Source organism: Eggerthella hominis, from assembly GCF_014287365.1.
GTDB classification, from domain to species: domain Bacteria; phylum Actinomycetota; class Coriobacteriia; order Coriobacteriales; family Eggerthellaceae; genus Eggerthella; species Eggerthella guodeyinii.
This window is the reverse complement of the sequence record NZ_JACOOA010000007.1, coordinates 161,347-172,099: the sequence shown is the minus strand read 5'-3', so window position 1 is coordinate 172,099 and position 10,753 is coordinate 161,347. Positions and strand designations below refer to the sequence as shown.

The 10,753-nt window shown below is 70.7% G+C and carries 11 protein-coding genes and 1 tRNA gene; 8 read left to right on the top strand and 4 right to left on the bottom strand.

Features of this window, described 5'->3' with window-relative positions; translation table 11 throughout:
- Positions 1-400: 400 nt before the first annotated feature.
- The 3 genes from H8S61_RS14785 to H8S61_RS14775 all read left to right on the top strand — a co-directional run bounded on the left by H8S61_RS14785 (position 401) and on the right by H8S61_RS14775 (position 3,115).
- Positions 401-985 (top strand): TetR/AcrR family transcriptional regulator, encoded by a 585-nt coding sequence (locus H8S61_RS14785; protein ID WP_160943162.1) that lies wholly within the window; start codon positions 401-403, stop codon positions 983-985.
- Between the two features lie 140 nt (positions 986-1,125).
- Positions 1,126-1,200, top strand: a tRNA-Thr gene (locus tag H8S61_RS14780).
- Positions 1,201-1,360: 160 nt separating this feature from the next.
- Complete coding sequence (locus tag H8S61_RS14775; RefSeq protein ID WP_186939512.1) at positions 1,361-3,115, top strand: sensor domain-containing diguanylate cyclase; 1,755 nt, start codon at positions 1,361-1,363, stop codon at positions 3,113-3,115.
- Here the strand turns inward: H8S61_RS14775 and H8S61_RS14770 are convergent.
- On the bottom strand, positions 3,087-4,118 hold the full coding sequence (locus H8S61_RS14770; protein ID WP_186939511.1) for a hypothetical protein: 1,032 nt from the start codon (positions 4,116-4,118) through the stop codon (positions 3,087-3,089). The genes H8S61_RS14775 and H8S61_RS14770 overlap by 29 nt on opposite strands.
- A gap of 179 nt (positions 4,119-4,297) precedes the next feature.
- On the opposite strand from H8S61_RS14770, the gene H8S61_RS14765 reads away from it, so the two are divergent.
- From H8S61_RS14765 to H8S61_RS14745, 5 genes are all read left to right on the top strand, one after another.
- Positions 4,298-4,996 (top strand): lantibiotic protection ABC transporter ATP-binding protein, encoded by a 699-nt coding sequence (locus H8S61_RS14765; RefSeq protein WP_160943165.1) that lies wholly within the window; start codon positions 4,298-4,300, stop codon positions 4,994-4,996.
- A complete protein-coding gene (locus H8S61_RS14760) occupies positions 4,993-5,769 on the top strand; it encodes a lantibiotic immunity ABC transporter MutE/EpiE family permease subunit (RefSeq protein ID WP_186939510.1) in 777 nt (258 codons plus the stop codon). Before H8S61_RS14765 ends, H8S61_RS14760 begins: the two co-directional genes overlap by 4 nt.
- Positions 5,766-6,584, top strand: coding sequence for an ABC transporter permease (locus H8S61_RS14755; protein WP_255466641.1), 819 nt, complete (start codon positions 5,766-5,768; stop codon positions 6,582-6,584). Before H8S61_RS14760 ends, H8S61_RS14755 begins: the two co-directional genes overlap by 4 nt.
- 90 nt (positions 6,585-6,674) lie before the next feature.
- A complete protein-coding gene (locus tag H8S61_RS14750; protein ID WP_160943167.1) occupies positions 6,675-7,337 on the top strand; it encodes a response regulator transcription factor in 663 nt (220 codons plus the stop codon).
- Positions 7,325-8,761, top strand: coding sequence for a HAMP domain-containing sensor histidine kinase (locus tag H8S61_RS14745; protein WP_186939508.1), 1,437 nt, complete (start codon positions 7,325-7,327; stop codon positions 8,759-8,761). The genes H8S61_RS14750 and H8S61_RS14745 overlap by 13 nt, the downstream gene beginning before the upstream one ends.
- 69 nt (positions 8,762-8,830) lie before the next feature.
- On the opposite strand, the gene H8S61_RS14740 is transcribed toward H8S61_RS14745, so the two are convergent.
- The 3 genes from H8S61_RS14740 to H8S61_RS17555 form a co-directional block, all read right to left on the bottom strand.
- Positions 8,831-9,415, bottom strand: coding sequence for a type 1 glutamine amidotransferase family protein (locus H8S61_RS14740; RefSeq protein ID WP_186939507.1), 585 nt, complete (start codon positions 9,413-9,415; stop codon positions 8,831-8,833).
- A 61-nt stretch (positions 9,416-9,476) separates the two neighbouring features.
- Positions 9,477-10,364, bottom strand: coding sequence for a helix-turn-helix transcriptional regulator (locus H8S61_RS14735; RefSeq protein WP_186939506.1), 888 nt, complete (start codon positions 10,362-10,364; stop codon positions 9,477-9,479).
- 5 nt (positions 10,365-10,369) lie between these two features.
- Positions 10,370-10,501, bottom strand: coding sequence for a hypothetical protein (locus tag H8S61_RS17555; RefSeq protein ID WP_255466640.1), 132 nt, complete (start codon positions 10,499-10,501; stop codon positions 10,370-10,372).
- Positions 10,502-10,753 lie beyond the last annotated feature (252 nt).

Sequence of the window (10,753 nt, the reverse complement as noted above, 5' to 3'; positions counted from 1 at the left end):
TCGAGTAGTCGCAGCGGCCCACGATCACGCGCTTCAGCGGGTCCCAGTCGTTCCAAGAGCTGACTATCTTCGCCATGACAGTCTCCTTTCTCCGGCAACGCTCCCTGCGCTGCCTATTGAGGATTGCAGGGTGGATTGTCCACCTCTCCATAAACGCATTTTGATGTGCGGTAACGGTGGATTCAAAGGTCGCACGCGGGGAGGTGTCGCCCTCGGTTTGCACAGCGTGGCGCTCGCGTCCGCGCGGCGTGACATTTGGCTCAAAGTGTCTTTTTTCGCGTTACCTTCGATGGAAAACGTCACGTGCATGTTGGTGGGCGGCGGCGGTATGTTTTCATGGAGAGGTCGCGTCAAGGCGTTCGTGCCACGCGAGCGCCGATTCTGAGAGAAAGGGGTTCGCATGCTGCCGAATTTAGCGCGTGGGGAAGACGTGTTCGACTCGCCGGAGTTGAGGACGAAGATGAGGATTCTCCACGCCGTGGACAAGTCCCTCGACCGCATCACCATCGCCGAGATATGCGAGAACGCCGGCATATCGCGCCAGACGTTCTACCGCCACTTCGAGAGCAAGTACGACATTCCCTGGTGGCATTCCATCTTCTGCCGGCAATTCTACCTCAACGAGATCGGGCGCACCATCGACTGGAAGACGGGGTACTACCATCACCTGCGGCTCATCTCGCAGGAGCGCGATTTCTACCGCAAGTCCATCCAGTACAGCATCAACACGCCGTTCGGCCAGACGGTGATGCCCGAGAACCGCAAGACCGTGCTGCTCGACACGCTGGAGAACTACCGCCACGTGACGGTCAACGACAACATGCGCTTCATCGTGGAGGTGTTCTCGAAGCTGGAATGCGAGGTGCTGAACGACTGGTTCCGCTCGGATGCGCCCACCGATCTCGCGCGCTGGACCGACGATCTCGTGAGCCTCGTGCCCGATCGCCTGTACCGCGCGCTGAGGATCGACGAGCCGGGCGCCTAGGGGAGGCGGGGAAGCGGAGGGGCCGGGGCGGTGCCGAAGGCTGGGGGCGCGGCGGCCGCGCCATGGCCGTCGCCGGGGATTGCCGCTTTGCGAATCGCGCGCGATGTCGTACAATACGCACGCGCGCGTTTCAAGCGCACGCCAGTGTGGCGCAATGGTAGCGCAACAGTTTTGTAAACTGTGGGTTGCAGGTTCGAGTCCTGTCACTGGCTCCACGGAACACCAGGCCGGACGCATGACGCGCCCGGCCTTTCTCGTTGTTCGGCGAACATGCCCTTTCCTTTATTCAAACCCGGGTTGAAGCGGTATACTCATCTGAGGTAATGCACAGGGGGTGCGGCGGGAATGCGCGCTTCGACAGGCGAGAGGAATGCGATGAATCCGCTGTTCGACGAGGCAAAAGCGTTCGTGCTCGACACGATCCGCCGGTTCTACGCGGCGGGAGAGGGCATCGAGCAGGTGGTGGAGCGCTTCACCGACGACTTCTCGTGGGTCGGCGCCGGCGAGGTGGAGTTCTCGGCGGATGCCGAGGAGGCGTTCGCCTACTTCCGCGAACGGGCGCCGCTCGCCCCGCGTTGCGACGTGTCTGAGGAGGAGCTGCATCTCGTGAACGTCGCGGAGCGCACGTGCACCGTCATGGGCCGCTATCGCGTGCGCACGTGCGCGGAGTCGGGGCTCGTGCTGGAGGAGCGGCAGCGGTGTACCTACGAGCTCGTGGACGACGGGGGCGTGCTCAAGATACGCCACGTGCACGCGTCGAACCCCTACCAGGCCATGAAGGACGAGCGCTACTTCCCGTTCGAGGGCGGCATGCAGAACTACGAGTACCTGCAGCAGCTCGTGCGCGAGAAGACGGCCACCATCGACCTGCTCACCGACAACATCATGGGCGGCCTCAAGATGAGCGAGGACGACGAGGCCTACACGCTGTCCTACATCAACGAGGGCCTGGCGCGCATGCTGGGCTACACCGTCGAGGAGCTCGAGGAGATGAGCGGCGGCACCGCGCGGGGCATGGTGTACGGGCCCGACCTCGAGCAGGCGCTCGCCGACGTGGACCGCTGCTTCGCGCAGGGGCCCACCTACGAGACGGAGTACCGCGTGCGCCGCAAGGACGGCTCGCTGGCGTGGGTGCTCGATTCGGGCCGCAAGGTGCGAACCGCGGACGGGACGGTGAAGATCGGCAGCGTGCTCATGGACATCACGTCGCGCAAGGAGGCCGAGATCGCGCTGGCCATGGAGCAGGAGCGCTACCGCATCGCGCTGCGCAGCGTCACCGACGTGCTGTTCGAGTACGACATCGAGCGGGACGTGCTCGTGGAGTACGAGCGCATGCCCGGCGCGGGGGAGAACGCGCTGCCGGAAGAGCGGCGCTTCGAACGCTACACCGGGATGCTGGGCGACGGCGCGCGCATGCACCTCGATGACTACGCGCGGCTGGTCGAGGCGCTGCAGTGCGAGGAGTCGGTGACGATGGACGTGCGCCGCCGGTTCGAGGGCGAGCCCGAGGGAACCTGGCGGTGGACGCGGATGCACGCGATGGTCCTGTACGATCGCGCCGGCGCGGCCGTACGCACCATCGGCAGCTGGAAGGACGTCACCGACGAACGCCGCCAGCTCGAGGACCTCGCCGACCAGGCGCGCCGCGACCCGCTCACCGGGTTGCTCAACCAGGGCGCCACCTCCGAGCTCATCGAGCCGCTGCTGCGCGCGAGCGCCGCGCGCCGCGCGGGCGCGCTGCTCGTCGTGGACGTCGACGACTTCAAGGGCGTGAACGACACGTTCGGGCACCTCGCGGGCGACGACCTGCTCGTGAGCGTCGCGCGGGGGCTCGAAGCGGCGCTTGCGGACGACGACGCCGTCATCGCGCGCATCGGCGGCGACGAGTTCGTCGCGTTCCTGCCGCATGCCGACCGCGCGCAGGCGCGCGAGGCCGCGCTGCGGGTGAGCCGCCGTGCGCGCGAGGGGAGCGCGGCGTGCGCGCCGGTGACGATCAGCGTGGGCGCGGCGATGGCGGGCGCGGACGGCGCGACGTACGAGGCGCTGTTCGGGGCGGCCGACCGCGCGCTGTACGGGGCGAAGCGCGCGGGCAAGAACCGCGTCAGCTTCGCGGGCGAAGCGCGCTCGTAAACGCGGCGCGGTCGTCGGGGCTCACCTTGAGCGCGCGCACGAGGCGCGGTTTGCCGAAGGCGCCGCGCACCTCGAGGGGCCGCTCCAGCTCGATCCAGCACGCCTGTCCGCCCATGGCGGCGAGGTCGAGGCGCTCCCGTTTCGGGACGGCGGGCTCGTCGGCGCTCACGCGCGCGATCAGGCTCAGCGGCACGCGCTCGCAGACGAGCATGCCCCAGCGCGCCACGAGCTCGGCGTCGCCGACGAGCAGCGGGTTCAGCACGACGGCGCGGGTTTCGGCCACCATCCAGACGACCGTGTAGACCGACAGCGCCGTGAGCGCGCACGCCGCGGCCACGCTGAACCGCGCCACCATCATATGCACGGCGAACGTCTCCACGGCCATGAGCCCGATCAGGACGCTGACCACCGCGACGTAGCCGCTCTGCCGATGCGACGTGAACGCCCGGTAGCCTGACGGCACGCGCGGGGCGCAACGCCACGAGGCCGCGGCGTAGTACCACATGGCAAGCTCGAGGCCCGCCATGCGCGCGGCGCGCTCGTTGCGCACGAGTACGCAAAACGCCCCCGCGAACCAGTCGAGCGGGTTGTCCGAGGAGGCCCGCGCGGCGCGGTAGCCGCGGACGAAGCGCCGGATCTCGTGCACGGCCACGGCCGCCTCGACGGCGAGGGTCGCGACGCCCAGCAGCGGCAGGATCGAGGGCTGCCCCGGAACCGCGAGCTGCAGCGAGACGAGGCCGCCCAGCCAGATGACCGGCAGCACGAGCAGCGGCGAGAGCTGCGCGCGGCGCACCACGAGCAGGTAGAACGCCGCGGGCACGCACACCATGAGGTCGAACGGCAGGGCGAAGTTGGACGCGTAGGAGAGGCCGTCGGCGGGCACGGCGGCCACGCAGGCGAGGTCGATGCCGTACAGCAGCAGGCAGGCGAGCAGCGCGAGCGCCAGACGCGGGGGCGCGCGGTGGGCGCGCGGAGAGGGCGCGTTGGCAGACATGGGGTTCATGAGGATCTCCTGACGGGTGTGCGGCCGTTTCGCGCTTCCTATGTTAAACCATGACGCTGCGTCGGGGTCAATGAGGATCGGTGCGGTGCATCGCTTGCTGCAGGCTTTTTCTTCGCCTTTAACGAATCTTTAAGAACCGGGCGCATCCTGGGTTCGAAGGATCGAGAAAGGAAAGCGCAATGGGATGCATATTGGAGACGAACGCGCTCACGAAGACGTTCAAAGGGCAGGCGGCGGTCGATCGTGTGTCGCTGCACGTGCCGGAGGGCGCGGTGTACGGGCTGTTGGGCCCGAACGGGGCGGGGAAGTCGACGCTGCTCAAGATGGTGTGCGGCATGCTGCGCCCCACGTCGGGCAGCATCGCGTTCGCGGGACGGCCGTGGACGCGCGCCGACCTCGACGGCATCGGCGCGCTCATCGAGACGCCGCCGCTCTACGACAACCTCACCGCGCGCGAGAACCTGCGCGTGCGCACGACGCTGCTCGGCGTGCCCGAGAGCCGCATCGACGAGGCGCTGGCCACGGTGGACCTCGTCGGCACGGGCTCGAAGCGGGCGGGGCAGTTCTCGCTTGGCATGAAGCAGCGCCTCGGGATCGCGCTCGCGCTCGTGGGCAACCCGCGGCTGCTCATCCTCGACGAGCCGACGAACGGCCTGGACCCGGTGGGCATCCAGGAGCTGCGCGCGCTCATCAGGTCGTTCCCGGAGCGCGGCATCACCGTGGTGCTGTCGAGCCACATCCTGGGCGAGGTGGAGCACGTGGCCGACCTCGTGGGCATCATCGTGGAAGGGCGGCTGGCCTACGAGGCGCCGCTCGATGCGGGCGTCGACCTGGAGCGCCTGTTCATGGACGTGTGCAGGGGAAGGGCGGTGGCATGATGGGGGCCGGAGCCCGATCGTTTCCGACCGCGTTCAAGGCGGAGGTGCTCAAGGGGCGCCGCGCCGCCCCGCGCAAGGTGGCGCTCATCGCGCCGCTGCCGTTCTGCGTGCTGGGCGTGCTGTCCTCCGGCGTGATCCCGGGCACGGGCGCCGTCGGCGGCATCGCGACGTGCTTGTGGAACTACTGGTACGCGCTCATGATGCCGGTGGCCATCGCGCTGATCTGCGCGTCCATCGCGAACCTCGACGCGCGGCAGAAGCTTCGCCCGGTGCTGGGGCTGCCGCTGCCGCCGGCGCGCACGTGGTGGGCCAAGGTGGCCTACGCGCTCGCGCTCGTGCTGGGCGCGAACCTCGTCGTGCTCGCGTGCTCGACGGTGCTCACGGTGCTCGGCGCCGAGGGGCCGAGCTTCGCCGAGGGGCTGGCCGCGGCGGCGCTGCTGACGATCGCCAGCTCGTGGATGGTTCCCGCCGCGCTCGCGCTGACCTTGCGCTTCGGCACGCTCGCCGGCATCGCGATTCCGGCTTTGGTGCAGGTGGGCGTTGGCATCGCCCTGTGGACGTCGGACGCGTGGTTCGCGTTTCCCCCGGCCACGACGCTGTGCGCGGTGGCGCCGCTGCTGGGCGTGGCGCCCTCGGGCGTGCCGCTCGAGGCGGGAGACGCGCTCGGCGCATTCGGCGGCGACGCCGCGGGCGGCCTCGCGCTGGCCGTCGCCCTGTTCGCCGCGCTCGCCATCGTCGGGGCGGCGTGGTTCTCGAAGCGCGAGGCCGCATGATGGCGCGGGTGACGTTCGCGCACGCGCTGCGCTCGGAAGCGGTACGGTTGCGCCGCTCGCCGCTCGTGTGGCTCCACGCGGTGCTGGCGACGGTCCTCGGCGGGCTCGCGGGCGCGTACTTCGCGTTCTCGTCTTGGGACTCGCTCATGGGGACCGACGCGTTCTTCCAGTTGCTCGGCGCCGGCGCGCCGCTGCTGGCGGGCATCGCGTGCGGGCTGGCGGCCGACGCGGAGCAGCGCGCGGGCGAAGGGGCGAACCTGCTGGGCGTGTCGTCGCGGCGCGCTGCGCTCGCGGCGAAGCTCGCGGCGCTGCTGGCGCTCGGCCTCGCGGCGGCGGCGTGGGCGGCGGTGCTGTTCTGCACGGCTCTGGCGCTTGCGGGGCGGGCGCTGCCGGAGTTTCCGGCCCTCGCGCTGGCCGTATTGGGCATCGCGCTGGGAAGCGCGTGCTCGTACGCGATCTTCCTGCTCGTGGCGCTGAAATGGGGACGCAACGCGTCCATCGGCCTGGGCGCGCTCGGGTTCATCGCCGCCATGGCGCTGCTCGGCGGGCTGGCGAACGGGCTGGTGACGGGAACGCTGTCGGGCGCGCTGGGCGTCGGCTTGGCCGCGGTCGTGCCGTTCGCCTGGCCGTCCCGCCTGGCGACGCTCCCCCTCGAGGCGTCCATCGCCTCGGGGTTGGGCGCGGCCGCGCAAGCGTCTGCGCTCGCGTCGGCCTGGGCTGCGGTGGCGCTCGTGTGCGTCGTCGCGACGGCCGTGGTGCTGGCCGTAACGCTGGCCTGCGCGAACCGCTTCGAAGGCCGCCGCGGCGGGGAATGAGGCGACGGCAAGGGACGGGGCGGCAGAGCGGGGCGGCGGGACGGGGTTGCCGCCTCGTGCTACACTCGACGACGGATGAAAGGAGCGACGATGGCGCGGATACTGGCGGTGGACGACGAGCCGGCGATCAGGAGCCTTCTCGAACGCACGCTCGGCAAGGACGGGCACGACGTGCGCTGCGCGGCGTGCGCCGATGAGGCGCTCGCGGCGCACCCCGAGCGCTACGACCTCGTGCTGCTCGACGTGATGATGCCCGGCATGGACGGCTTCGAGCTGTGCCGCATCGTTCGCGAGCGCACGGACGCGCCCATCGTGTTCCTCACGGCGAAAGCTGCGGAGGAGGACGCGGTGTTCGGCTTGGGCGTGGGCGCGGACGATTATATTCGCAAGCCCTTCGGCGCGGCCGAGCTGCGCGCGAAGGTGGCGGCCCATCTGCGGCGCGAGAAGCGCGAGCGCGTGTACGCCCTCGCGTTCGGCGACGTGCGGCTCGACCTCGCGGCGCGGGAGCTGTACGTGGGCGACGCGCGCGTGGCGCTCACGAAGACCGAGTTCGACGTGTGCGAGTTCTTGGCGCGCCATCCGGGCCAGGTGTTCTCGCGCGACCAGATCGTCGAGGGCGTGCTGGGGTGGGGCGCGGAAAGCGACGCGGCCACGATCTCGGTGCACGTGAGCAACGCGCGCGCGAAGCTGAAGGCCGCGGGCGCGGAGCCCGTGCAGACCGTGTGGGGCGTGGGGTACAAATGGATCGCGTGAGCGGGCGCGGCGCCCGGCGCGGGCGCGGGCTGCCGCTGAGCCTCGTCATCCTGCGCTACTTCGCCTACGTGCTGGCGGCGGCCGTCGCGCTGGCGGTGGGGACGTACGTCGTGTTCGGCATCCTCGTGGGGACGGGCGCGGTGTATCCGGCGAACTACGGCGACACGGCGCTCGCGGAGACGTCGGCGCGCCTTGCCGAGCTGCCGACCGACGATGCGGAGGCCGTCGACGCCGCCGTGCCGTCGAGCTTCCGCTGGGCCCTGTTCGCGAAGGACGGCGCCTACGTGGCCGGCGATGCGCCCGAGAGCATGCGCGACGATCTCAAAGCGGCCGCCTTCGACGGGCTCGCCATCGCCTACGGGGGGCTGAGCACGACGCGCTACGAACCGGTGGAGCTGGCCGACGGCTCGGTGTGCGTGCTGACGTACGACTACATGCCGCAGTTCGCGTCGAAGGGGCTGCGCGACGCGCTGCCGAACCCGCAGAACCTGCTGCTGGGAGGGTTCTCCGTGCTGGCGGTGCTCGTGCTCGTGGGCATCGCCGTGCGCGCGGCGCGCGTGCTGTCGCGCAAGATGGCCCCGTTGGCCGACGCCGCGCGCCGCATCGAGGAGCGCGACCTCGATTTCGAGGTGGGGACGTCGGGCGTGCGCGAGATCGATGACGTGCTGGGCGCGATGGACGAGATGCGCGTCTCGCTGAAGGACTCCCTCGAGGCGCAATGGAGGAGCGAGCAGGCGCAGCGCGAGCAGATCGCCGCGCTCGCGCACGATCTGAAGACGCCGCTCACCGTGGTGCGCGGCAACGTCGACCTGCTGCTGGAGGGCGAGCTGACGGACGATCAGCGCCCGTGCGCGGCCGACGCGGCCGAGGGGGCGCGCCAGATGGGGACGTACCTGGCCGCGCTCATCGATGCGACGCTGGGCGACGCGACGGCGTTCGCGCCGGTCGAACGTCCGCTGCGCCCCCTGCTCGCGCGGTTGCGCGCGCAGGCCGAGGCGCTCGCGGCGTGCGGTGGCGTGCAGGTGGCGTGGAGCGAGGGCGCGGGGCTGCCCGAGGCGCTGCGGATGGACGAGGCGCTCGTGGAGCGCGCCGTGATGAACGTGGTGGCGAACGCCGTGGAGCACGCGCCCGCCGACTCGACGGTGGAGGTGCGCGTGCGGGCGGACGGCGCGGCCGATGTCGGCGGCGCGCTCGCGGTGAGCGTGGCCGATGCGGGGCCCGGCTTCTCGCCCGAGGCGTTGGAGCGCGGATGCGAGCGCTTCTACCAGGGTGATCCCGCCCGCGCCGCGCGCGGGCACCGCGGGCTGGGGCTGCACGTGGCCGCGGAGGCCGCCGCGCGCCACGGCGGCTCGGTGGAGTTGGCGAACCGCGACGCCGCGGAGGGCCGCGGCGCCCGCGTGACGCTGCGGCTGCCGCGGGGCTAGGGGCGAGCGCCCCGTGGCGCGGGGTGCCGCTTGCGGACGCTCGGGCGCGTCCGCGCCACGGGGGCGTCGCTACCCGGGGTAGAAGCCGTCCTTGTGGAGCTTGAACCAGGCGTCGGGGTCGTCCTTCGCGTTCAGCTCGCGCAGCACCTCGCGTGCGAACTCGAGCGCGGCGCTTCCGTTCGCCGTGACCATGCCGCTATCGGCCACGGCCTGCGCTTCCACGAAATGCTCGCCGCCGCGGTAGTGCGGCGCGCACTGCTGCACGTACTCGAGGGTGTTGCCCGTGTGGGCGCAGTCGTCGAGGAAGCCGTGCTCGGCCAAAAACGACGCCGCGTTGCAGATGCCGCCGACGAGCGCCCCCTGCGCCCGCGCGCGCTTGACGAGGGGCACCACGGCGTCGATGCCGCTCGTCGGGTCGAGCCAGGGGTTGCCGCCGATGAGCAGCAGGGCGGCGAATTCCTCGGGAACGTCGTCCAGCGCGTAGTCGGGCAGCACGGCGAGGCCGCCCATCGAGTGCTTCGGCGCGCGGTCGGGCGCGACGGTTCTCACCTCGAAGCCGTCCGTCTGGTTGAGCTCGGCGCACACGTAGGAGCTTTCCCAGTCGGCGAAGCCGTCGAACACGTAGACGAGCACGGTTTTCTTCGGATGCTGCATGATGGATCCTTTCCATGGGGGACGCCGACCATGCTACCGAAGCAACCATGACAACAGTATGTCATGGTTCGCGAAACCGTACGAGATCGCCCAGCCAGCCGGCCAGCCGCCGCGCCCAGGCGACGTCGTCGGTGCGGAACCGCGCGACGCCGACGGCCTCGCCGGGATCGCGCTCGAGGAAGCGCGCGTCGATGGTCTCGGCGAGGGTGAACTCGTTCGCGGCATCGTAGTCGAGCTCCACGAGCACGGTGCCGGGCGCGTCCTCGTCGGGAGGCAGCAGCAGCGGGGCGTCGGGGGCGGAGAGGGCGAGCGGCGGGGCGTCGCGCGGCTCGAAGGTTTCCGCCAGCACGTCGAGAGCGGCGATACGCTTGAGCTTGAACAGGCGAAACGCCTCGCGTTCGCGGCAGAAGGCGTGCAGGTACCAGCTCGATTGCTTGTAGACGAGCCGCGCCGGCTCCACGACGCGCGTCCCGCGCCCCGACCGCGCGACGTACTCGATCCGCGCGCAGCGCCGCCCGCGCACGGCGTCGAGCAGCAGGGCGAGCTTTTCCTGCACGACGCCGTCGGCGAACCACGACGACAGGTCGAGGGCGATGGGGCCGCCCGCTGCGGCGCGCGGGTTCGCGTCGGCGCCGGGCACGAGCCGGGCGATGAGCTGCGTGACGGCCTGGTCGCCGTCAACGCTGCGCAGCCCGTCGAGCGCGGCGTACAGCGCGGCCGCATCGTGCGTGCTCAGCAGGTCGCGGCGCACCTTGAAGCCCTCGACGACGCCCACGCCGCCGCCCGCGCCCGGGAACGTGACGAGGGGCACGCCGGCCCGCCCCAGCGCGTCGAGGTCGCGCGCGATCGTGCGCGTCGACACCTCGAACCGCTCGGCCAGCGCCCCGATGGTGGTGCGCTGCGTGTCCGCCAGCACGCACATGATGCCGATGAGCCGTTCCATCCGCATGGCGCTCAGCCCCGCCGCGCCGCGCGCCCGGCGACCCGCGCCGCAGCCCATGCGGCAGCCTCGTCGGCCGCGCCGCCGCGCGTCTTCATCGCGAGGTCGTACAGGGAGGCGAACCGCTCCCAAAACGCCTTGTCCATATCCGCCCAGCCCCTTCGATCGCGCTTCGTGCGTGCGCTTCCAGCTTACCATGCTCGCAGCGGAATGTTTCACGTGAAACATCTGTTCTGATTCCCCGTTCGGCGCACGACGGCGCGAAGCGTACCGGAGCATGTGATCGGCGCTCGGGGTCACGAACATCACCGCTGTGAAGCGATTTCGGGGTTCCGCAGCGCCTTTGCTCACGCAAGGCGGCTCGCGTCGAAAACGCCACCTGGGGCTTTGCGGGCTAC

Bases quoted from the DNA above. Each gene is read 5' to 3' on its own strand.
- H8S61_RS14785 (WP_160943162.1), top strand. From the start codon at position 401: ATGCTGCCGAATTTAGCGCGTGGGGAAGACGTGTTCGACTCGCCGGAG.
- H8S61_RS14775 (WP_186939512.1), top strand. From the start codon at position 1,361: ATGAATCCGCTGTTCGACGAGGCAAAAGCGTTCGTGCTCGACACGATC.
- H8S61_RS14770 (WP_186939511.1), bottom strand. From the start codon at position 4,118: ATGAACCCCATGTCTGCCAACGCGCCCTCTCCGCGCGCCCACCGCGCG.
- H8S61_RS14765 (WP_160943165.1), top strand. From the start codon at position 4,298: ATGGGATGCATATTGGAGACGAACGCGCTCACGAAGACGTTCAAAGGG.
- H8S61_RS14760 (WP_186939510.1), top strand. From the start codon at position 4,993: ATGATGGGGGCCGGAGCCCGATCGTTTCCGACCGCGTTCAAGGCGGAG.
- H8S61_RS14755 (WP_255466641.1), top strand. From the start codon at position 5,766: ATGATGGCGCGGGTGACGTTCGCGCACGCGCTGCGCTCGGAAGCGGTA.
- H8S61_RS14750 (WP_160943167.1), top strand. From the start codon at position 6,675: ATGGCGCGGATACTGGCGGTGGACGACGAGCCGGCGATCAGGAGCCTT.
- H8S61_RS14745 (WP_186939508.1), top strand. From the start codon at position 7,325: ATGGATCGCGTGAGCGGGCGCGGCGCCCGGCGCGGGCGCGGGCTGCCG.
- H8S61_RS14740 (WP_186939507.1), bottom strand. From the start codon at position 9,415: ATGCAGCATCCGAAGAAAACCGTGCTCGTCTACGTGTTCGACGGCTTC.
- H8S61_RS14735 (WP_186939506.1), bottom strand. From the start codon at position 10,364: ATGCGGATGGAACGGCTCATCGGCATCATGTGCGTGCTGGCGGACACG.
- H8S61_RS17555 (WP_255466640.1), bottom strand. From the start codon at position 10,501: ATGGACAAGGCGTTTTGGGAGCGGTTCGCCTCCCTGTACGACCTCGCG.